20 protein-coding genes are annotated in these 19,744 nt (G+C 58.6%); 4 read left to right on the top strand and 16 right to left on the bottom strand.

What is annotated here, in order from left to right; all coding sequences use genetic code 11:
* Positions 1-33: 33 nt before the first annotated feature.
* The 4 genes from ABHR63_RS02040 to dnaK form a co-directional block, all read right to left on the bottom strand.
* Positions 34-450: a heat shock protein transcriptional repressor HspR gene (locus ABHR63_RS02040; RefSeq protein WP_006235210.1), complete on the bottom strand. Its 417-nt coding sequence runs from the start codon at positions 448-450 to the stop codon at positions 34-36.
* A gap of 72 nt (positions 451-522) precedes the next feature.
* Entirely contained in the window at positions 523-1,488 is a 966-nt protein-coding gene (locus ABHR63_RS02035; RefSeq protein ID WP_346965860.1) for a DnaJ C-terminal domain-containing protein, read from the bottom strand.
* 107 nt (positions 1,489-1,595) lie between these two features.
* Positions 1,596-2,438, bottom strand: a complete 843-nt coding sequence (locus ABHR63_RS02030; RefSeq protein ID WP_195569015.1) for a nucleotide exchange factor GrpE — start codon at positions 2,436-2,438, stop codon at positions 1,596-1,598.
* Between the two features lie 2 nt (positions 2,439-2,440).
* A complete protein-coding gene (dnaK, locus tag ABHR63_RS02025) occupies positions 2,441-4,333 on the bottom strand; it encodes a molecular chaperone DnaK (RefSeq protein WP_055310046.1) in 1,893 nt (630 codons plus the stop codon).
* Between the two features lie 530 nt (positions 4,334-4,863).
* On the opposite strand from dnaK, the gene ABHR63_RS02020 reads away from it, so the two are divergent.
* The gene (locus tag ABHR63_RS02020; RefSeq protein ID WP_158564522.1) at positions 4,864-5,115 is read left to right on the top strand and encodes a ferredoxin family protein; all 252 of its coding nucleotides are present in this window, start codon (positions 4,864-4,866) and stop codon (positions 5,113-5,115) included.
* A 201-nt stretch (positions 5,116-5,316) separates the two neighbouring features.
* Here the strand turns inward: ABHR63_RS02020 and ABHR63_RS02015 are convergent, their stop codons facing one another.
* The 4 genes from ABHR63_RS02015 to nadA are packed head-to-tail and all read right to left on the bottom strand — an operon-like array spanning position 5,317 to position 9,184.
* Positions 5,317-5,862, bottom strand: a complete 546-nt coding sequence (locus tag ABHR63_RS02015) for a transcription repressor NadR (RefSeq protein WP_346965256.1) — start codon at positions 5,860-5,862, stop codon at positions 5,317-5,319.
* Entirely contained in the window at positions 5,862-6,722 is an 861-nt protein-coding gene (gene nadC / locus ABHR63_RS02010; RefSeq protein WP_346965257.1) for a carboxylating nicotinate-nucleotide diphosphorylase, read from the bottom strand. Before nadC ends, ABHR63_RS02015 begins: the two co-directional genes overlap by 1 nt.
* 3 nt (positions 6,723-6,725) lie before the next feature.
* Positions 6,726-8,102 carry an L-aspartate oxidase gene (locus ABHR63_RS02005; protein ID WP_346965258.1) on the bottom strand — a complete coding sequence of 459 codons (1,377 nt, stop codon included), beginning with the start codon at positions 8,100-8,102 and terminating at the stop codon, positions 6,726-6,728.
* 56 nt (positions 8,103-8,158) lie between these two features.
* On the bottom strand, positions 8,159-9,184 hold the full coding sequence (nadA, locus tag ABHR63_RS02000; protein WP_346965259.1) for a quinolinate synthase NadA: 1,026 nt from the start codon (positions 9,182-9,184) through the stop codon (positions 8,159-8,161).
* 292 nt (positions 9,185-9,476) lie between these two features.
* On the opposite strand from nadA, the gene ABHR63_RS01995 reads away from it, so the two are divergent.
* Together ABHR63_RS01995 and ABHR63_RS01990 are read left to right on the top strand one after the other, a co-directional pair.
* Entirely contained in the window at positions 9,477-10,199 is a 723-nt protein-coding gene (locus tag ABHR63_RS01995) for a LytR/AlgR family response regulator transcription factor (protein ID WP_346965260.1), read from the top strand.
* Positions 10,199-11,476, top strand: a complete 1,278-nt coding sequence (locus tag ABHR63_RS01990) for a GHKL domain-containing protein (RefSeq protein ID WP_346965261.1) — start codon at positions 10,199-10,201, stop codon at positions 11,474-11,476. The genes ABHR63_RS01995 and ABHR63_RS01990 overlap by 1 nt, the downstream gene beginning before the upstream one ends.
* Before the next feature lie 60 nt (positions 11,477-11,536).
* Here the strand turns inward: ABHR63_RS01990 and ABHR63_RS01985 are convergent, their stop codons facing one another.
* Complete coding sequence (locus tag ABHR63_RS01985) at positions 11,537-12,112, bottom strand: hypothetical protein (RefSeq protein WP_195521094.1); 576 nt, start codon at positions 12,110-12,112, stop codon at positions 11,537-11,539.
* A 136-nt stretch (positions 12,113-12,248) separates the two neighbouring features.
* Here ABHR63_RS01985 and trxA point away from each other — a divergent pair, with 136 nt between their 5' ends.
* A complete protein-coding gene (gene trxA, locus ABHR63_RS01980; protein WP_022093990.1) occupies positions 12,249-12,569 on the top strand; it encodes a thioredoxin in 321 nt (106 codons plus the stop codon).
* Between the two features lie 178 nt (positions 12,570-12,747).
* Here the strand turns inward: trxA and ABHR63_RS01975 are convergent, their stop codons facing one another.
* The 7 genes from ABHR63_RS01975 to ABHR63_RS01945 form a co-directional block, all read right to left on the bottom strand.
* On the bottom strand, positions 12,748-13,668 hold the full coding sequence (locus tag ABHR63_RS01975; protein WP_346965262.1) for a YARHG domain-containing protein: 921 nt from the start codon (positions 13,666-13,668) through the stop codon (positions 12,748-12,750).
* 134 nt (positions 13,669-13,802) lie between these two features.
* Positions 13,803-14,636 carry an N-acetylmuramoyl-L-alanine amidase gene (locus ABHR63_RS01970; RefSeq protein ID WP_265333308.1) on the bottom strand — a complete coding sequence of 278 codons (834 nt, stop codon included), beginning with the start codon at positions 14,634-14,636 and terminating at the stop codon, positions 13,803-13,805.
* Positions 14,620-14,883 (bottom strand): hypothetical protein, encoded by a 264-nt coding sequence (locus tag ABHR63_RS01965; protein ID WP_195362198.1) that lies wholly within the window; start codon positions 14,881-14,883, stop codon positions 14,620-14,622. Before ABHR63_RS01965 ends, ABHR63_RS01970 begins: the two co-directional genes overlap by 17 nt.
* Positions 14,884-14,901: 18 nt before the next feature.
* Positions 14,902-15,489 (bottom strand): hypothetical protein, encoded by a 588-nt coding sequence (locus ABHR63_RS01960; RefSeq protein WP_227790467.1) that lies wholly within the window; start codon positions 15,487-15,489, stop codon positions 14,902-14,904.
* Positions 15,476-18,181 carry an FtsK/SpoIIIE domain-containing protein gene (locus ABHR63_RS01955; RefSeq protein ID WP_346965263.1) on the bottom strand — a complete coding sequence of 902 codons (2,706 nt, stop codon included), beginning with the start codon at positions 18,179-18,181 and terminating at the stop codon, positions 15,476-15,478. The genes ABHR63_RS01960 and ABHR63_RS01955 overlap by 14 nt, the downstream gene beginning before the upstream one ends.
* On the bottom strand, positions 18,181-18,627 hold the full coding sequence (locus ABHR63_RS01950) for a nucleotide exchange factor GrpE (RefSeq protein WP_346965264.1): 447 nt from the start codon (positions 18,625-18,627) through the stop codon (positions 18,181-18,183). The genes ABHR63_RS01955 and ABHR63_RS01950 overlap by 1 nt, the downstream gene beginning before the upstream one ends.
* A complete protein-coding gene (locus ABHR63_RS01945) occupies positions 18,627-19,736 on the bottom strand; it encodes a J domain-containing protein (RefSeq protein ID WP_346965265.1) in 1,110 nt (369 codons plus the stop codon). The genes ABHR63_RS01950 and ABHR63_RS01945 overlap by 1 nt, the downstream gene beginning before the upstream one ends.
* Positions 19,737-19,744: the final 8 nt, after the last annotated feature.

Raw genomic sequence — 19,744 nt, 5'->3', positions numbered from 1 at the left:
GAGCCGTTACGCCGTTCGGCAGAACGGCGTAACCTAGAGATCCCCGCCTGCGCCCAAAAGTTTGCGCATGACTTGCTCGGGGTTGACTGAGCCGTCGCGCGGGGCTAAGGCAGTGATCTTCTTCTGCATCTTGTACTCGTGCAGCTCGTCCTCGAGCTGGCGCACGCGGGCGCGGAGCTTTTCGTTCTCGCGCTCGCGCTCCTCGGCACGCTCCTTCATATCGAGAATGCGCACCACGCCGGCAAGGTTGATGCCCTCGTCAGTCAGCTGGTTGATGAGCTCCAGGCGCTCGATATCGGCACGCGAATACAGACGCGTGTTGCCGCCCGAGCGCTGGGGGTTCACCAAGCCCTTGGACTCGTAGACGCGCAGAGTCTGCGGATGCATGCCGGTCAGCTCGGCCGCCACGCTGATCATGTACAGCGGTTTGTTCCTATTGTCCTCGGCCATGCTACCTGACCCCTTTCCGTCTCGTTATCGTCCATCATAAGCCCGCGGGCGCGGGCGTGCGCCACGACCGCCCTAGTACGTCGCCTTGTAACGGTTGACCTTCTCGCGATAGTCGCGCGTGTCGGCCTCGCGCAGCTTGGTCATAGCATCGCGCTCGTCATCGGACAGGTTCGTGGGGACCTGTACCTTGATTTCGACGAGCAGCGCGCCTGTGCGGCCACGGTGCTTAACGTCGGGCGCCCCCATTTCCTTAAAGCGGAACTTCTTGCCCGTCTGGGTGCCAGCGGGCACCTTCAGACGAACCGTCGCGCCGCCGGGCGTCGGCACGTCAACCGTGCAGCCGAGCGCCGCCTCGTAGACCGAGACCGGTACCTCCATAGTCACGTCGGCACCTTTACGCTTAAACAGCGGATGCTCCTCCACGTGCGTGGTCACGACCAGGTCGCCGCGCTCGCCGCCGGCAACGCCGTACTCGCCGCGACGCTTGTAGCGCAGCTTGCCACCGTCGACCGCGCCCGCAGGCACTGAGACCGTAATTGTCTGTTGCTCGCCCGTCGAGGGAATGCGATAGATGACCTTGTGCGTCACGCCGCGAAACGCGTCCTCGGCCGTCACATCGACGGTCAGCGACAGGTCGCCGCCCTTGCGAGCACGGCTGCGACCCGCGCCGGCACCGGCAGCGCCCGCAGCCCCGGCAAAGCCCGAGCCCCAATCGCTGCCCCAGGCGCCGTTGCCGCTAAAGATGCTGTCGAAGATGTCGCCCCAGCCGCTGGCACCCGCGCCGGCACCGTAGCCGCCGCCATACGCGCCGCCCGCACCCGGCATGCCGCCAAACATGAGCATCTGGTCGTACTCTTTGCGCTTCTTCTCGTCCGAAAGCGTCTCGTAGGCCTCGCTGATCTCCTTGAACTTGGCCTCGTCGCCGCCGGCATCGGGGTGATATTTTTGCGCGAGCTTGCGAAACGCGCTCTTGATCTCTTTGTCGGAGGCGCTCTTGGATACGCCCAGGATGTCATAGAAGGTTTTGCCTGCAGCCATCGTAGCTCCTCTCCTGTTACATCCGCCGCCCAGCGGGCGGCGGCTCATGCTTTCATATGGCACTAGGCCAGAAAGGGCCCCGGGTGTTGCCCCGGGGCCCTTCTCAATTACTCCTCGGTGCTCTCGGCCGTATCGGCCGTAGCATCCTCGGGCGCCGCTTCGGGCTCCGGTGCGGGGCGCTTCTCGCCACCGTAGGTCACCGTCACCATGGCGGAACGCAGGATGCGATCCGCCATGCGGTAGCCCTTCTGGTACACGTCGTTGACGGTCTCGTCGTACTGCGATGCGTCCTCGACGCGGCCCACAGCCTGGTGCTCGAGCGGATCGAACGCCTCGCCCTTGGGGTCGATGGGCTCAACGCCCTCGTGCGCAAACACATCAAGCAGCTTGGCATGAACCGCATCGACGCCGTCGACGAACTGCTTAAAGTCGTCGGAAAGCTCTTGGCTGCGGGCATGGTCGATCGCGCGCTCGATATCGTCGATCACCGGCAACAGCGCGGTGACGAGCTTCTCGGTCGCGCGCTCGCGCTCGGCGATGCGCTCGTTGGCGGTGCGGCGACGGAAGTTCTCCCAGTCGGCCTGTAGACGGGCGGTGCGCTCGGTGGCGTCCTTTGCCTTGTCCTCGGCGGCCTTCTGGGCCTCTGCCGCAGCATCGAGCTCGCTACGCACGTCGGCGAGCTCCTTTTGGGCCTGCTCGAACTTGAGCTTAAAGTCGTTGTCGGCGGCTTCCTCACCGGCGCGGATAGCGGCTTCCACCATCTCGTCCTCGGTCATCGTCGCCTCCTTGTTGGAATCCTCTACCTGGTTCTCGGCAGCCTCGGCGGCCGCGGCCTCGTTGGCCTCGGTATCGTCGACGGCCTCTACGGGAATCTTCACGTCCTTCTCCTCAGAGTCAACGGGGGCGGCGCCAGTGGCAGCCGCCTCCGTGCGAGCTTTACGGGCGGACATGATTACTTGTCCTCGTCGTCCACAACCTCGTAGTCGGCATCGACGACGTCATCGTCGGCAGGCTGGGCGCCGGCGGCACCGTCGGTCTGCTGCTGAGCGTCGGCGTAGACAACCTGAGCCAGCTCGTAGGCCACGGACTGCAGGGACTCGCCGGCGGCCTTGATGGCCTCGACGTCAGAGCCCTCGAGCGCCTTCTTGGCGTCGGCGATAGCGGCCTCTGCCTTGGACTTCACGTCGGCGGAAACCTTGTCACCGAGCTCGTTGAGGGTCTGCTCGGTGGAGTAGCACAGGCTGTCGGTCTGGTTGCGGACCTCGACCTCTTCCTTCTGCTTCTTGTCCTCCTCGGCATGAGCCTCGGCGTCCTTGACCATGCGATCGACTTCGTCGTCGGAAAGCGCGGTAGAGCCGGAGATGGTGATCTGCTGCTCCTTGCCGGTGCCCTTGTCCTTAGCGGAGACCTTGACGATGCCGTTGGCGTCGATGTCGAAGGTGACCTCGATCTGCGGCACGCCGCGGCGGGCAGCCGGGATGCCAGTCAGCTGGAACTTACCGAGCGACTTGTTGTCGCGGGCAAGCTCGCGCTCGCCCTGGAGCACGTTGATCTCGACGCTGGTCTGGTTGTCGGCAGCGGTGGAGTAGACCTCGGTCTTGGAAGTCGGGATCGTGGTGTTGCGGTCGATCATCTTGGTCATGATGCCGCCCATGGTCTCGACACCCAGCGACAGCGGGGTAACGTCGAGCAGCAGGATGCCCTCGACGTCGCCGGTGAGCACGCCACCCTGGACGGCAGCGCCGTCGGCAACGACCTCGTCGGGGTTCACGGACATGTTGGGCTGCTTGCCGGTCATGGTCTTGACGAGCTCCTGGACGGCGGGCATACGGGTGGAGCCGCCGACGAGGATGACCTCGGTCAGATCGGAGAGCTTAAGCTTGGCGTCGCGCAGGGCGTTGGTGACAGGCTGCTTGCAGCGCTCGAGCAGGTCGCGGGTGATCTTCTCGAACTCGGCGCGGGTCAGCGTGTAGTTGAGGTGCAGCGGGCCGGACTGGTTCATGGTAATGAACGGCAGGTTGATGGTGGTCTGCTGGGCGGCGGAGAGCTCCTTCTTGGCGTTCTCGGCGGCCTCCTTCAGACGCTGCAGGGCCATGGGGTCCTGACGCAGGTCGACACCGTTCTCCTGCTGGAACTTATCGGCCATCCAATCGATGACGCGCTGATCCCAGTCGTCGCCGCCCAGGTGGTTGTCGCCCGAGGTGGACAGAACCTCAAACACGCCGTCGGCGAGGTCGAGGATGGAGACGTCGAAGGTGCCGCCGCCCAGGTCGAAGACCAGGATGCGCTGGTCGGTGCCCTGCTTGTCCAGGCCATAGGCAAGAGCAGCAGCGGTCGGCTCGTTGACGATACGCTTGACGTTGAGGCCAGCGATCTTGCCGGCGTCCTTGGTGGCCTGACGCTGGGCGTCGTTGAAGTAGGCCGGGACGGTGATGACGGCGTCGGTGACGGTCTCGCCCAGATACTTCTCGGCGTCGGCCTTCATCTTCGCGAGCGTCATGGCGCTCACCTGCTCGGCGGTGTAATCCTTGCCCTCGATGTCGACGACGGCACGGCCACCCTGGCCCTCCTTGACCTCATACGGCACGGTCTTGATCTCGGAGGTGCACTCGGAGTACTTGCGGCCCATGAAGCGCTTGATGGAGAACACGGTGTTCTTGGGGTTGGTGACAGCCTGGTTCTTAGCGGCCTTACCAACGACGCGGTCGCCGTCGGCACGGAAGCCCACGACGGACGGGGTGGTGCGGTCGCCCTCGGCGTTCACGATAATGGTCGGAGAACCGCCCTCGAGGACGGCCATAGCGGAGTTAGTAGTACCAAGGTCGATGCCAAGAATCTTACTCATTAGAAATTCCCTCTCTCTTTTGCGTTCGCGCCGCCTCGACGATCTGTCGCGCGGCGCTTCGGCTTGTCTTTCAGGATGTAGTGTATCCCCTTATGGGCCGGAATATACAAAATCTAAGTCAATTCATATAAGATTTCTTATCTCTGAGAGTTTAGGTTCTCAAATGCGCAGGTAGATGCGCTGATTGAGTTCTCGACAGATCTATTGAGATCTATGTAGAGTTGACTGAGGTTTGCGTCCGGGGGTGCCTGGGGGCCGTCTTGCGGAAAGTTCATCCCGGTTTGAGCGTGGATTCCGGGTCGCAGTTTCCTCTAGCGGGCCCAACCGGAAACTGCGACCCGGTTTTCGGCCAAATAACGGGATGCCCTTTCCGCAAGCACGCTCAATCGCCCTATATTTCAAGTCACCTATAGCTAACATTTGCGCGGCTCAACGGCCTCACCTGCATGTTTTTTAGTAAGCCGCGGCATACTCGGCGAACGGTATGAAGATGCCGGTCAGAGGGTATTGCAAACGGTCGCTCCCGTGGTATGTTTTTGCCCGAATCAAACCGACGCGCATCGCCTGTAGCGTCGGTCAACAGAGAGGAAACTACCATGGCTCATCCCGTAATTGATGCCGACGAGTGCATCGCTTGTGGCGTTTGCGTCGACTCCTGCCCCGCTGGCGTTCTGGAGCTCCAGGACGTCGCCACCGTCGCTGACGAGGATTCCTGCGTCGCCTGTGGCGCTTGCCAGGACGCTTGCCCCGCCGGCGCGATCACCGAGATCGTCGAGGAGTAACAACTCCCCCACTTGCACACTCACAAGTACACCGTGCACAAAAAAGGAGGCCTCCGCATCGCCGCGGAGGCCTCCTTTTGCATGTGTGGGCAGCTAATTTGGAGCGGGACCCTTGGCAGTTGCGGTGGAATAGTTCCTGTTTTATGGCTTGGATGCCGATTTTAGGAACTATTTCACCGCAACTTATAGATGCAACGTCGACTAGGACAAATCATCCTCGTAGGGCATTAAATCAGCAAGGTAGCCCTTCTCCTTGAGCATGGTCTCGATCTCGTCGAGGGTTTGCTCGTCGTCTGCCGCAATACGGTGGAAGTGATAACCGCTGGTTACCGTTAGCAGCGGAAAGCTCTTGCCGCTCTCGATATCGTGCAGGTAGCGCTCAACATCGCGACGATTGCGGATGTCCAGGTCGGCCGTGATTTTACCGTACACGCGATGATTGACAATCACGTTGAGCACGGCGCCGCCCGCGTCAACGATGCTCGTGAGCTCATCGCCTGCCTGCTCCACGCCGTGGCGAACCTTGACCAGACGCGTGGGCACAGCCGGGCTGCTCGCCGCCTCCTGTAGCACGTAGCCGCGATTGGTGGCGACGATATCGTGCCCGTCGGCGCGCAGCAGGGCGATGTCCTGCACCACGACCTGACGGCTCACGCCCACCTCGCGGGCAAGCGCACTGCCCGAGACAGGATCTTTGGCGCTCTCGAGCACGCCCATGATGGCACGGCGACGCTCGCGGGCGTCCATTATTTACCGTCCAACAGACGCAGGTGCTTAAGCGAGAGGTCGAGAATCGGCGCAGAGTGCGTCAGCGCCCCCGAGCTAATAAAGTCAACGCCCAGGTCGGCGAGCGCGCGGATATTGTTGGCGTCCACGTTGCCCGAGCACTCGGTCTTGGCGCGACCGGCGATAAGCTCGATGGCGGCAGCCATGTCATCGTGGGTCATGTTGTCGAGCATGATGATATCGGCACCGGCCTCCACGGCCTCGCGCACCATATCCAGGCTCTCGCACTCAATCTCGACCGTCGTGGTAAACGACGCATGGGCGCGCGCCATCTCAATCGCGCGTGCCACGCCACCGGCGGCGTCGATGTGGTTGTCCTTGAGCATGACAGCCGTCGACAGGTTATAGCGGTGGTTGCTGCCGCCGCCGATCTCGACTGCGGCCTTCTCGAAGACGCGCATGCCCGGCGTGGTCTTGCGCGTGTCGACGAGCACGGTCTTGGTGCCCTCGAGCGCCGCGGCCATCTGGTGCGTATAGGTAGCGATACCGCTCATGCGCTGCAGGTAGTTGAGCGCCACACGCTCGCCCGAAAGCAGCACGCGCGCATCGCCGCGCACCTGACCCACGTGGTCGCCGGCGTGCACCTCGTCACCGTCGGCGACATCAAACAGCACCGAGCTCTGCGAATCCAGCAGCTCAAAGGTGCGGGCGAACACATCCAAGCCCGCGATGATGCCATCGGCCTTGGCGATAAGCTCCACCGTGGCGGGGCGCGCCGTGGGGCACACGCTCGCCGTGCTCACGTCCTCAAACGTGATGTCCTCGCGCAGAGCCTGCAGAATCAGATCATCGACGACGAGCTTCATGGTAATGGGATTCATGGTCTACTCCTCCACGGCCTGCGTGCCGGCGGCACGGGCCAAATCATCGATTGCAAGGGGGTCGGCGCTCAGGGCGCGGTGACGCCCGTCAAGCGCGGGCTCACCGGCCTGCTCCACGGCCAGCGACTCGCCGATACGCATATACCACGCGGCGCGACGACCCCAGACCAGCGCCTCGAGCAGGCTGTTAGAAGCTAGGCGGTTCTTGCCGTGAACGCCGTTGCAGGCCGTCTCGCCCGCGGCGTAGAGCTCGGGCATCGAGGTGCGACCGTCCTTGTCGACCCACACGCCGCCCATAAAGTAGTGCTGCGTGGGCGTAACGGGAATGGGCTCGTCCAAAATATCGCGGCCGTCCTCCAGGCAGCGCGCGCGGATATTGGTAAAGTGCCCGGTCACCACATCGCGCTCGACGGGGGCAAAGCTCAGCCACTCGTGCTCGGTGCCGTCCTGCTTCATCTGCTCGCGGATGGCGGCGGCGACAACGTCGCGCGGCTGCAACTCGTCGGTAAAACGCTCGCCGGCGGCATTGAGCAAAATCGCGCCCTCGCCGCGGCAGCTCTCGCTAATCAGGAACGTGCGACCCGGCTGCGGCGAGAACAGGCCCGTGGGGTGGATCTGCACGTAGTCCAGGTGCTCCATCGTGATGCCGTGCTCCTGAGCAATGTAGCAAGCGTCACCGGTGAGCTGCGGGTAGTTAGTCGAGTGGTCGTACACGCCACCGATACCGCCCGTTGCCCACAGCGTATGGCGGGCATGGATCTTAAACGGCTTACCGGCATGCACGTCCTCAGCGGCATTTGCCAGCTCGTCGGCGGGGCGAGCTGAATCGTTCTCGTCCACGGCGACGGCGACGACGCCGGTACACACCGTGGCGCCATCGCGCTCGGCGGTCAGGATGTCGGTCATGGCAACGTGTTCGAGAATCTGCACGTTGTCCAGCTTACGGACAGCCTGGAGCAGCTTGGTCGTAATCTCCTTGCCCGTAATATCGGCATGGAAGGCAATGCGCGGGCGGCTGTGCGCGCCCTCGCGGGTAAAGTCGAGGCTGCCGTCGGCCTTGCGCTCAAAATCCACGCCCATGGCCAGCAGGTCGTTGATGACCGAGCGGCTCGAGCGAATCATGATGTCAACGCTCTCGCGGCGGTTCTCGTAGTGGCCGGCATGCATGGTGTCCTCAAAGAAGGCATCGTAGTCAGAGCCCTCGGGCAGTACGCAGATGCCGCCCTGCGCGAGCATCGAATCGCACTCGTCGATGGCACCCTTGGAGAGCATGATTACGCGCGTGCTCGTCGGCAGATTGAGAGCCGCATACAGGCCCGCCACGCCGCAACCGGCAATGACGACGTCACACTCCATATCGGGGTATTGTTTGGTTTCCACAGGAATCCTCTCCCTTGTAATGTGGCATAAGGGACCGCCCCTCATGTCACATCGTTCTAGCGCGCCGCGTACTCGAGCATGCGGTCGAGCGTGAGCTTGGCCTGATCGGCTGCCTCGTCCGACACGCCAATCTGCACCTCGCCCTCGCCCGTCTCCAGGCAGTGCACGAGCTTTTCGAGCGTGATGAGATCCATGTTGACGCAGGTGGGCTGCACCGCAGGGAAGTAGAACTTCTTGCCGGTGCCCTGGCAGCGGCGCTCGAGCTCGTAGAGCACGCCGCGGACCGTCACGATGATGAACTCGCTGGCGTCCGACTCCTCGGCATACTTGATGATGCCGGCAGTGGAGCCGATGTAGTCGGTCTCGGCCAGGACGTCGGCCTTGCACTCGGGGTGCGCCAGTACGAGCGCATCGGGATGTGCCTCCTGCGCGTCAACGATCTGCTCGACGGTGATGATGTGATGACGCGGGCAGTAGCCGTTGTTGAGGATGACGTGCTTTTGGGGCACCTGCTCGGCCACAAAGCGGCCCAGGTTCTGGTCGGGAATGAACAAGATGTGCTGCTGCGGCAGCTCGGAGACGATCTTGACGGCGTTAGAGCTGGTAACGCACACATCACTCCAGCTCTTGATCTCGACCGTCGAGTTAACGTAGCACACCACGGCCAGGTCGTCGCCATACTCGGCGCGCGCCGCGTCGACCGTCTCGCGCTTGACCATGTGCGCCATGGGACAGTCCGCGCCCGGCTCGGGCAGCAGCACGGTCTTGGTGGGATTGAGCAGCTTGGCGCTCTCGCCCATAAACTCCACGCCGCACAGCACGATAGTCTGCTGCGGCAGACTCTTGGCGAGCTTTGCCAGGTAGAAGCTGTCGCCGACGTAATCGGCAACGGCTTGGACCTCGGGCGCCACATAATAGTGCGCCAGGATCACTGCGTCACGTTGGGTTTTTAGCTGATGAATGGCCTCGACGAGCTCTGCGGGTACCAGCGCCGCGCGCTCCGTTGCCGTCGTTGCCGATGCCAGGCCGGCCGCGATATCGCGTGCAAGCTCCGATGCATCCATGTTCGCGCTCTGTGCCATCAAGGCCCCTCTCTTTTGGCGAATCTTGGGGCTTTAGTATGACACCTGGCTTTACAGCTGACAAGACAGCTGTAAAGCCAGGTGTAAAGTTGGAATAAAGATTCAATCTTGGGGCGGGTCCATTTTCGAACTGGCAAGCTGAGGATAGTCGAGCCTTCGATAGCGCAGGAGGCATCTTTCGCCACCGCAATACCGCTCGGCGCGAGTTGCGCACCGTGGGGCGCAAACGGGGTGTTCCTCCGCGGGCGGCGCGCACCCAATGTGGCAAAATCGAACTACTAGGGGGGCCCGAATGCTCAAGATTATCGCCTGCGACGACGACGTCGCTTTTCTAGATAGACTGCACCGGATGATCGACCGCTGGTCGACCGAGACGGGTACGGCAGTCGACGTTGCGCTTGTCACGCGCGGCGAGGACTTGCTGGCCCGCCATGCTGCATCGCGTGCCGACATCATTCTGCTCGACATGATCATGCCGCTCGTCAACGGCATGGACACCGCGCGGGAGCTGCGCCAATCCGACACCGCCGTGCGACTGGTGTTCCTCACCTCATCGCCCGAGTTCGCGCTGGAGTCCTACGAGGTCCGCGCCTTCGACTACCTGCTCAAGCCCGTAGCGTACGAACGCCTGGCGCAACTGCTCGACGAGCTTTCGAGCATGCGACCCGCCGCGACCGATGAGCTCGTGACCAAAACGTCCTTTGGCTACCATGCCCTGCGCCTGTCCGATATCGAATACGCCGAGGCCCGCAACAAGCACGTGGTATTCCACCTGCGTGACGGGCGCGATATCGAGGCGCTCGAGCCGTTCCGCAACATCGAGGACCAGCTAGCCAAAAACGCGAGCTTCTTCAAATGCCACCGCAGCTACCAGGTCAACCTGCGCAATATCGACCACTTCAACCGCACGGATATCGTCATGCGCTCGGGCGCTTGCATCCCGCTGGCGCGCAGCTGCAAGCAGGGTTTCCAGGATGCCTACTTTGCGGCACGGTTCGAGGGCGGGAGGCGCTGATGCTCCCTGCGGTCGAGATGTTACTTTGGGCAATCCACCACGCAACGACCCTGCTTTTTGGCGTTTTTGCCTCGGCGGCGCTCTGCGGTATCGAGATCAACCGGCGTCATGCGCTTGAGCTGGTGATGGTCGGCGCCGTAACCGGATGCGCATTCAGCCTCGCCAATGCCGTCGGCGGCGAGCTTTTCGCCCGCCAGGCATATCCACTCGTCGTGCATTTGCCGCTCGTCATCTATCTGTGCGCGCGCTATTGCCTGAGCCCGCTGCTCGTTATGCTGGGCGTTACCAGTGCCTACCTGAGCTGCCAGTTCAGCAACTGGATGGGCATCGCCGCGCTCGCCGCCACCGACTCGCAAATCGCGTACTACGTGGCACGCATTATCACCACGGCCGTCGTCTTTGCGATCCTGCTGCATTGGGCCAGCGACATCGGTCCGCGCCTGGCGGTCAAAACCCCCACCGAGCTCGAAATTCTGCTCATCCTGCCGCTCGTCTACTACATCTTTGACTACGCCACCAACGTCTACACCACGCTCTTCCACTCGGGCTCCGTGGTGACGGTTGAGTTTTTGGCGTTTGCGCTTTGCGCGTTCTACCTTATGTTTCTTGCTGTGTATCTACGTGAATACGAGGCAAAGGAAACCGCCGAGCGCGAGCGCTGGATGCTCGCGACCCGCGATAGCGCAGCCATCAAAGAGCTCGAGGCTTGGCGCCAATCTGGACGCGAGCTTTCGGTCCTCCGCCATGACATGCGGCACTTCCTGCGCGGCCTTGCGGCTTTGATCGAGGAGGGCCACATCGACGAGGCGCTCGAGCGCATCGATGAGCTCTGTGAGACGAGCGACCGCACCGCCGTGCGCCGCTACTGCGCCAACGACACGGTCAATATCGTGCTTTCGTCATTTAACTCCGATATCAACCGAAACGGCATCGCCGCCGATTTGCGTGCCGCCGTGCCCGAGAGCGTCCATGTAGCCGACGTCGATCTGTTTAGCGTGCTCTCGAACGCCCTGGACAACGCCATCGTCGCCGCAAGCGCCGCTCCCCAGGGCAAGCGATTTGTCGATCTGGACCTGCGTTGCGAGGACGGTCAACTGCTCCTTTTGGTCTCCAACACGTTTGGACGCCCGCCGCGCATGGTCGACGGCATGCCCGTAGCCGGGCACACCGGACACGGCTTTGGAACCAAGAGCATTAAGCTTGCCGTCGAACGCATGAACGGCAACTGCCAGTTCCGCATCAACGGCGACCGATTTGAGCTGCGCGCCGTGATGTAAGGGCGCGGCAAGCCGGCGCTGCGCTCGACCCGTCAGGGCCGCCTTACCAGCGCCAGTCCGCTACAGCGGAGCGGCTGCCGGGGTCAGCTGCTTGATGTATGCCCACATGCGCTGCTTGGCGGCCTTGTCGGTGAGTGCCGCCTCAAAGCCGTCGAGCGCGAGCACGCGGCGGCCCTGCACATGGGCGACCAGGCCGGGCTTGAGCATAGCGGTATCGAAGTCGTCGATTGCCACAAGCATGTCGGCATAGGTCTCGCGCATGGTATCGGCCGCGCGATCGTCCAGCAGCAGGACTGCCTCGGGGTCCAAAGCCTCGAGCGCCTCGCGGAACAGCTCGCACGGCAGAGTCTCGCCCACCGCGACCGCTCCGTCACCCACGCCGGCGACGCTTGCCAGCACGCAAAAATCCTCGGGCGCGTAGCCGATGGCCCCAAGCGCCTTGCGCAACGCCGCGCCATCCGGGCCGGCGGCAAGCTCGCCACCCGAACGCTCGGCCTCGTCCAAATCGCCTTTGACCAGCACGATCGGCGAGCACGCGTTGCCCGCGATACGCACGCCACGGACCGCAAGCGATGTGAGCTCCTGCTCGGCCGCCTGGGCGATGGCTTCTTTTTTCTGGCTTTGTGACGTGGACATGCGCTCTCCAATCGTTTGCGTGCCCACCATTATATAAAAGAGCTGCCCGCGAGTGGTTGCTTTGCGGGCGGCTGGGTATAAGCACGGTCGTACTGAGTTTTACGCGGCCGAGCCGCGTCGCATTATGGAGGTCACCATGGCTGACATTAATCAGATTACCCCCGAGAACTTCGATTCCATCGTTAACGACAGCCTGCCCGTGCTGGTCGATTTTTGGGCACCGTGGTGCGGGCCCTGTCGATCCCTCTCGCCCATCGTTGACGAGGTTGCCGATGAGCTGGCGGGCAAGCTTGCCGTTGCCAAATGCAACGTCGACGACAACCAGGATCTGGCCATGAAGTATGGCGTCATGAGCATCCCCACGCTGATTGTGTTTAAGAACGGCGAGGAGATTGACCGCTCGGTTGGCGCTCTGCCCAAGGCGAGGCTGCAGGCGCTGCTGGAGAAGCATCTGTAATACGCTTGTTACTTACCCGCCGTCTATGAGCGCTTTTGCACCGCTCGCCGGACTTCTGGATGCACCGAGTGCAACCACGGATAGTATGGTAGTCACAAACAGCCCCCAGTGAACGGGTGCGGGTCGCACAGACTCGTACCCGTTTTCTTCATTTGCCTAGTCTTTGCCACAAGTTTTGTTATGGATTTAAAAACTCAGATCCGATAGCACGTTCGTAAGACTGGATCGTTTCGGCATTTGCCCTCTCGATATCATTAAGCGGTGATGTCATCGCATCAAATTCCTCAGGCGAGTATATGCCTTCATACCAATCCTTATTGTCGAAATACTCTTGAATCTTCTCATTCTTGAACTTGCGACCATGGCGTGCATATATTTCATTTCTTGCCAAGCAAAGCTCCCATGTGCTCATACCCATTTCTTCAATCTCCGCCTCGGTATAACGCCGTGAGTCGCTTTCAGAAAGTAAGTAACCGTCTACCGTCGAACTCTTCGCATCACAGTAATAGGAAAAGCTATCCATAACCTTATGTGATTGATCATCAATATATGACACGACAATCGTACGGCTATCACCCGAATCGCTACCGAGCGTCGACCGATATGCGAGCTTGCAAACTCCGTCCGAACCAACTACAACACTCCGGGGGTTAGTCGAAGCCTGCTCACCGTTCGTACCCGCTTCTTTCAGGGACCAATTCTCCGGCTTCGACAACGCCTCTGTCGAAGAGCCGGTCACCTTGACATTCACCACCATCTCTGGAAACCCGGCGGAGTTATTTGATACCACTATTAATTCAGTTGCGTCCTCATCGTCGGCCTCGTCCTTTTCATCTGAGTTTTCCGACCCAAACTCATCGGCGTCCGATTTATACATCGTATGCTGATAGGTTTGAGTGATTTCTGGTGATGAGTGCCCGCTCCCGAATCGATTCCAAACATAAAAGCCGCCAACAATGATGACGGCCACCAGGCCAATTATCACGATTTTATTTGAATCGAATCCGCCAATTAACCCAATTACTTTTTTACCTAGTTCGTTGCCAGAATCCTCCGCCGGCGCCTTCCCCTTCGCATTATCCTTGACATCGAATGGCATCCGCTCATTCTCTGTGGTCGACCGACCCACGCCAGAAGATACTTTCGCAGCACAAAAGGGGCAGTAAACTGTCCCCTCTTCTATCTCTGCGTTACATTTGGGACACTTCACTGTCTCCCCTTTCAAGCTGTCTTTTAGCCATCAACATGACGCCGATATTCTTGATAGTTCGACAGATATGATGAGAATTCCGCCGATGTATCCGAATTTCCCGTCCGCCACGCCTTGTGGTCGATAATCTGGCTCTTGAACCCGTAGTACTCATCGATATACGCAATTAGACCGTCGACAGCGATAAGCTGCTCTTCGGGGTAATCGCCCGATCCTCCAACATGAACCATCTCAATCCCAACGGAATAAGAGTTCATGCCGTAATCGGGATAGCTTCCCCCTATCGGTAACGTTCCGACCTTGTCATCTCTCGAATCATCGATTGTTCCATACTGCTCGTTCTTCCCAGCATCGCCAAAACCGGCATGGTGCGCGATTTGATCGAGAGGCACGCATTGAACGATCGACCCATCTTTTCCAACAACAAAATGAGCCGCTACCTTATTGCCGTTGGACTCCCACCAATCGATGACACTTTCAGGGGAAGAATCGCCCTCCGTATCGTGCAAAACGATGTACTTCTGAAACTCAGGACCCTTAGGCCCATGCGCCAAGTCGGCGTAGTACCGTTCTTGAATGCTTGGCTGAAATTCCGAGCTCCCATCGATGGACGAAGAGCGGGATTCGTCTTGCCCTACAACCCCTGAAACCGCGTCAGCAACTCTCGCGTTGCAGATATCAAGCACATCTCCAACACCATCTGCACAAGCCGCCAGAACACAATTGCTTCCGCTGGATTTCACGACCTTTCTCACGCCAATACGACCGACCAGAACAATTCCCAAGCCGAACAAGAAAACGGCAAGCGCGGAGACGAGCCCCCGCGCCACCCATAAACGCCTAGAGCGTACTTGCATACGTGCTGACCACATCGCATGCCGTACTGATAAGGCCACCCGCCTCGAGCAGCTTTGCCGCTGCCGCTCCAAGCTGCCCAACCGCCTCATTTTGAGCGGTCGAATTTGTTCCTTCCATTGCCGCGTTAAGCATGTCGTGCAGTGAATCGAGATCGTCCGCCACCGTGACGCACACACCTCGCTGCGTCTCCATCTTCGACACCAACGCGTTCAGCTCTGCAACGAGCTGGCCGATGTTCTGACTCATTTCTGTTCCTTTCCGTTGTCACAACAACCCAAATAGCGCATTCGCAATAAGCGAAATTACCCCAATACAGCACGCGCATAGAATCGCCGCCTGAGAAAGGCAGCCGCCTTTCGACTCCTCGGCTTTAACGGGAAGAGGATCCAGCATCGCCTTCTCTTCTTCCATCAGAAGACGCTTCCGGTCAAGAGCCGCCCGTCGAGCATCCAGTGCATTTGAAGATCGCTGACTCAACTCGTCCACAGACGTATCTTTTTCAATCATCTCGATATAGCAATCGATTTTCTTGATAAGCCCTGATAACGAAGAGGCAAGCTCGGCAGCGTCTTCATTCGACGCAATCGGTCTTACCATGTTCGGAAGCGCAGCGCCGACGTCCTTCGCGTGACTCCCCGCAAGTCGTTTAGACAATTGCGAAAAAGCCTCCTGTGCTTGATGCGCTAGGCGATCTATCTCCGCTTTCTTTTTGCCCGCCATGTTCCTCGCAGAAATCGACTCCCGATCACAACGATCGCACTCCTGCTTAACAAGCTGGGCGGTCGACGCCTCCGATTTCAGAAATCGTTCTGCTTCGGACAGATACCTTTCGTACAAATCATCCCTGCTCATCGTCGCCCCTCCTCCATAATCGCGTTGCGACAAAGGGCATGAGCTTCATTGAGGGACGTCCCGAAGAAGCCTCCTTGTAAAGGACCCGGTTCTCTTGCCCGTTCCACTGGCACAGCGGGCCATCCAACTGCTTCGCTGCGACATTCGAGCCAAACAGACACGCCACGCCGTCAAAAGACGACAGTCCCGATGAACCCAACTGCGCTGAAAGCGCTACGGGGTTTTGCCAATGGCAGACAAAGTGGATTCCGTGCATAGGAGCCTCGCGGAATACCTTTTGAATCTTCTGCTGAGCACCAAAGTCGAAAGATCCTAGTGAGTCCGCATTCGGCACCAACACAAACCGCTCCCGCCCACATTCTTCCCCGACATCATTTCTCTGAAGACAATTGGTAATCCATGCAGCCGCTTCGTCCGAAGGCACGACCTCCGGAGAAACCCCCGCACGAGCGCATATCTCCAGAGTCGAATTAGAAACATGGCGCGCGCCATCCTCCACTACAGCAAACTCAGCGCCTCGCTCATAGCGTGCAAGCGATAAAATAAGCGTTTCCATAACACACGCCGCAAGATCGACAGAATTCGGAAGATCACCGAGCCCTGGCAGCGTTCCCCTGCCCACAAGAGCGATATTGCTTCCCGCAGCTCTTTCAAACGGGAAATATATCGGTGCCAACCCAGCAGAAACACCCCGGCCAAGCAAGGCGCTCGGCACGTTACCTGAATCTATGTCGTTCTGCTCAAGGAGGGCCTCAGTCAACTCCGGCAGAGTGCTTCCGTCGAAAACCACCGGTTCATCAAGGTGCCCTTTTGGCATTGCATAGAACTTGTTCCTGAGACTGTCCAACGTGGCATCCTCAGCAAACGGCGTAAGCACCGTCACATTTGCGCTCGGATTTCCGTAATCTTCGTTCAGAATCGCCTGTCCCCTGAACCTTAGGCTAGCAGCCGCCTCATTAAAGGGTCCGAAACTCGCCCGCGACTCCGCCGGCGAGTTTTTCAGTCCGATACGGATAGGAAACTGTGCGAAGAACTTGCCCTGGGAAATGGCAAGATTGGTTATCCCGCCGATACTTTGTGACGCCAATATCACGTGAATACCGTATGCACGATAGAGGCGAACGATGCGTTCCAAAAGTTCACAGGCTTCCTTGCCTCTTGCGCCTTCTAAAAATAGCTGGAACTCATCAATGACCACAACGATGCGCGGCATCTTATTCCCGCTACTGCGCCGATACTTGAGCAGATTATCTCCGTAAGGCTTGATCGCAGCGGCCCTCCGTTTGGCCTCGGCGGCTATGGAATTCAGCACATCCATGGCAAAGTCTTCATCGGCCTCAAGCCCAAATGCCTTTACCTGCGGTAGATACTCGGGGGAATCCGGCGTGGGAGCCATGGGAAACAGGGTAACGCCCTCTTTGAAATCAAACAGATAGAGTTCCAACTCGTCGGGAGAATACCTGGCGCACAAACCGTAGATGATATCTTTCAACAGATTCGATTTACCCTGTCCGACCGCGCCGGTTATCAGTGCATTATGTCTTTGAGTCTCATTCGAGCCAATCGTGACATCAACCGTCTGGGTTCCACGCAGACCCAGCGAGAACGTGACTCCGTCCTCACTCGTCTCCATCCAATACTCCGCGGGAAGCACCGACTCGATCTTTACTTCGGGCAACCGCAGCTCTGCCGCTGATCGGGCCATCCGCTCGGCGGCTTGCGCCGATTCAATCGTGTCAAGCTCATAGAGCTCAACATCGTAGCCATCGTGACCCAGCCATCGGGCATGACTGCCCGAGAATAGTTCGAGACGCTCCGAAACAGGATAGGAACGTTTCTTCTCGCAATACCATTTGGGCAAGTCGTCCATCTTAGGTTGTATCATTAGGAAAGAAGTGCCTGCCTTTGGGGCCGCCTTCATCAGCGAGCAGATACGGTCGTATTGCTCGGCAGCCATTCCCATCGGCATATCGTGGATCACAACGAGCTGGTACTTCTCGACCGGCATTCCGACCCGTTGGTGATATACCGCCAGGCTCTCATCGTCTGACAGCAACTCGTTGTTGATTTGCGTCACACGGTCGGTCAGCTCGTTAAGTAAGGCATCGAGTTCGCCTCTCGAATGCAAATACCTGACCGCTGCCTCGCCTTGCCCGTTCCGGCCAATCGTCGAAAAAGGAGCCTCGATGTTTTTTAGTGCCGGGTCAAAACTAATGATTTCAACTTGCGACGCTGAAGTCGATAAAAGCGTCTTGGCCTCTACCTCGCGCACTACCCCGTCTGAAATGCAGCCCTCGCCTGAAACCGACATCACGATATTGCCGTGACCAAGCAACGGAACGATAAAGGGCACCGTAAACAAATCGTCACGTTTTGAAGTTTTCGACATCGATCCAATCTGGATATACTCGGCGGCATTGAGGGCCGAGCCTTCCTCGATCGCCAGCAACTCGTCAACGGTATCCTGCACCCGCTTTTTCGAAAGGGCGTTGCGGCGCTTCTCCCGGATGCTGAGTTTATTGAGCGCTCGTGTTTTTGCCTCCTGTCTCTCCTTCAGCGTCATCTTCAACCACGTGTCAACGGAGGCAGATTGGGATTCACAAGCTCCCAGCAGATGAGCCTGGCATTCCTTGACCTCGCTGAGCGCTTGCCTCATTTCGGCATAGGTCTCTTCCAGCGACATATTGGCCATCAGTCCCCTTCGTGCCGAAAGACAACCACTCGCGCTGGGCGAAGAAGTCTTCCGCCAATCCTGTAACCGTCTCGCTCTACTCGAGCCACCTTTCCATCTTTGAAGGCGTCGTCTGTCTTAATCAATCCAACGATTTCATGCTCATGTAGATTAACCGTCTCGTCACACAGAACAGGCTCAAGCCCGTAATGGCTACAAACCTCGATAATCTCATCCACAATCGAAGACCTCAAGTTCTCTGACAGCGGCTCATTCTTGACTCTATCAACGGCAAGCAGCAGCTCACTGAATAATCCTGCATAAGCTTCACCAGTGGCCAAGTCTTTGATTTTTCTTGAATCTGATTTGAGAGAAGCAAGAGACGCTCTGAGCCGTTCTGTACAGTCAATAATTGCTTGGCGATCCATCTCCAAGCTGTCAAGTGCTTGGTCCCAGCGCACGTCCATTATTGGAGCCCTGTCCTCTTTGCAAGCTCTCCTAATTTACGGGCATTGATCATCCATCCGGTCGGTACAACAAAGAAGAATGCATACAGGAGCAGCCCAAAGAACAGAACGAGCGTCAAGGGAGCGCCACTTGACCCGCTTATCATAAATAAGAAGGTCAAGCCGCATAGAATCCAAAACCATCGGGCCGGTGCAATGTAGTGCCTTTTACGCGCCCAGTCGATAAGGCCCTCCATTTTCTCAATCCATTCCTCATCAGCCTTGTCGATATTTCTCAACGCGCGCATTTCACTAACGACAAGTTCAGCATGCTGGATTTGTTTCATATTCGTGAAATAGCCAGCATTATCCTTTGAGCTCATTTTGTTCTCGACATCCGTCTCTAGACACCGGCATAACGAGCTTAGGACGGGTCCATAATCCGGATGCGCCTCATGAAGATTGCGCGCCATAGTGAGGGCCTGGTCAAATTTCCCCTGAAGATAACGCGCATCAACCAAGCGCGCCATAATCGTATAGTCGCTCTTATCAATCTGCTGGGCCTTCAGAAACTCAGCCTCGGCGTCTGCGTATTTATCAATCATTATGTACGAGTCGCCCAACAGCCTATGAGCGGTCGCCTGATTCGAGCCAAGCTTCAGCAACTCGGATGCAGCAAAAATGGATTCGTCATACTTGTCCATCGAATATGCTGCCAGAGCCCACACAAGCCATGCTTCCGCATCGGTTGAGCAATTCCTTGTTGCCTCCCTAGCGGCAAAACAAGCGTTGGCACTCTGACCGTTTTTGAAATAATCTTTCGCTTCTGATGTCCAGTCTTTCTCGGCGGTTGCAGCACGGGCGTCTTTTTCCAAGTCCCTCTTGCTGTCACTCTTCCCGCTATCATATGTGGCATCGTATTCCAAGCGTTTTGAACTGTTGTGAAACAACGAATCTGCTTCATTTAAGAGCTGCATCATCCTTTCGGCGTTCGCTCTTTGCATAGCATCCGGAGATCCTTCGAGACGCCTGAAGCGCTTTCGTGTTTTCTTAATCGCCTCTTCAATCTCCTCAATCGGCGCATTCTTTTCCAGCTCGAGAATTTCATAGTAGTCAACAAATTCTTCCATCAGTGTCC

The sequence above is a fragment of the Collinsella aerofaciens genome (assembly GCF_039752775.1).
Taxonomy (GTDB): domain Bacteria; phylum Actinomycetota; class Coriobacteriia; order Coriobacteriales; family Coriobacteriaceae; genus Collinsella; species Collinsella aerofaciens_R.
Note: the sequence above shows the minus strand (reverse complement) of the source record. Positions and strands in the feature narration are given on the sequence as shown.

Bases quoted from the DNA above. Each gene is read 5' to 3' on its own strand.
- ABHR63_RS02015 (WP_346965256.1), bottom strand. From the start codon at position 5,862: ATGGACGCCCGCGAGCGTCGCCGTGCCATCATGGGCGTGCTCGAGAGC.
- nadA (WP_346965259.1), bottom strand. From the start codon at position 9,184: ATGGCACAGAGCGCGAACATGGATGCATCGGAGCTTGCACGCGATATC.
- ABHR63_RS01950 (WP_346965264.1), bottom strand. From the start codon at position 18,627: ATGGACGTGCGCTGGGACCAAGCACTTGACAGCTTGGAGATGGATCGC.
- ABHR63_RS01955 (WP_346965263.1), bottom strand. From the start codon at position 18,181: ATGGCCAATATGTCGCTGGAAGAGACCTATGCCGAAATGAGGCAAGCG.
- ABHR63_RS01965 (WP_195362198.1), bottom strand. From the start codon at position 14,883: ATGAGTCAGAACATCGGCCAGCTCGTTGCAGAGCTGAACGCGTTGGTG.
- ABHR63_RS01990 (WP_346965261.1), top strand. From the start codon at position 10,199: ATGCTCCCTGCGGTCGAGATGTTACTTTGGGCAATCCACCACGCAACG.
- ABHR63_RS02040 (WP_006235210.1), bottom strand. From the start codon at position 450: ATGGCCGAGGACAATAGGAACAAACCGCTGTACATGATCAGCGTGGCG.
- ABHR63_RS02035 (WP_346965860.1), bottom strand. From the start codon at position 1,488: ATGGCTGCAGGCAAAACCTTCTATGACATCCTGGGCGTATCCAAGAGC.
- ABHR63_RS01975 (WP_346965262.1), bottom strand. From the start codon at position 13,668: ATGCCATTCGATGTCAAGGATAATGCGAAGGGGAAGGCGCCGGCGGAG.
- ABHR63_RS01970 (WP_265333308.1), bottom strand. From the start codon at position 14,636: ATGCAAGTACGCTCTAGGCGTTTATGGGTGGCGCGGGGGCTCGTCTCC.
- ABHR63_RS02020 (WP_158564522.1), top strand. From the start codon at position 4,864: ATGTTTTTGCCCGAATCAAACCGACGCGCATCGCCTGTAGCGTCGGTC.
- trxA (WP_022093990.1), top strand. From the start codon at position 12,249: ATGGCTGACATTAATCAGATTACCCCCGAGAACTTCGATTCCATCGTT.
- dnaK (WP_055310046.1), bottom strand. From the start codon at position 4,333: ATGAGTAAGATTCTTGGCATCGACCTTGGTACTACTAACTCCGCTATG.
- ABHR63_RS02030 (WP_195569015.1), bottom strand. From the start codon at position 2,438: ATGTCCGCCCGTAAAGCTCGCACGGAGGCGGCTGCCACTGGCGCCGCC.
- ABHR63_RS01995 (WP_346965260.1), top strand. From the start codon at position 9,477: ATGCTCAAGATTATCGCCTGCGACGACGACGTCGCTTTTCTAGATAGA.
- ABHR63_RS01985 (WP_195521094.1), bottom strand. From the start codon at position 12,112: ATGTCCACGTCACAAAGCCAGAAAAAAGAAGCCATCGCCCAGGCGGCC.
- ABHR63_RS01960 (WP_227790467.1), bottom strand. From the start codon at position 15,489: ATGAGCAGGGATGATTTGTACGAAAGGTATCTGTCCGAAGCAGAACGA.
- nadC (WP_346965257.1), bottom strand. From the start codon at position 6,722: ATGAATCCCATTACCATGAAGCTCGTCGTCGATGATCTGATTCTGCAG.
- ABHR63_RS01945 (WP_346965265.1), bottom strand. From the start codon at position 19,736: ATGGAAGAATTTGTTGACTACTATGAAATTCTCGAGCTGGAAAAGAAT.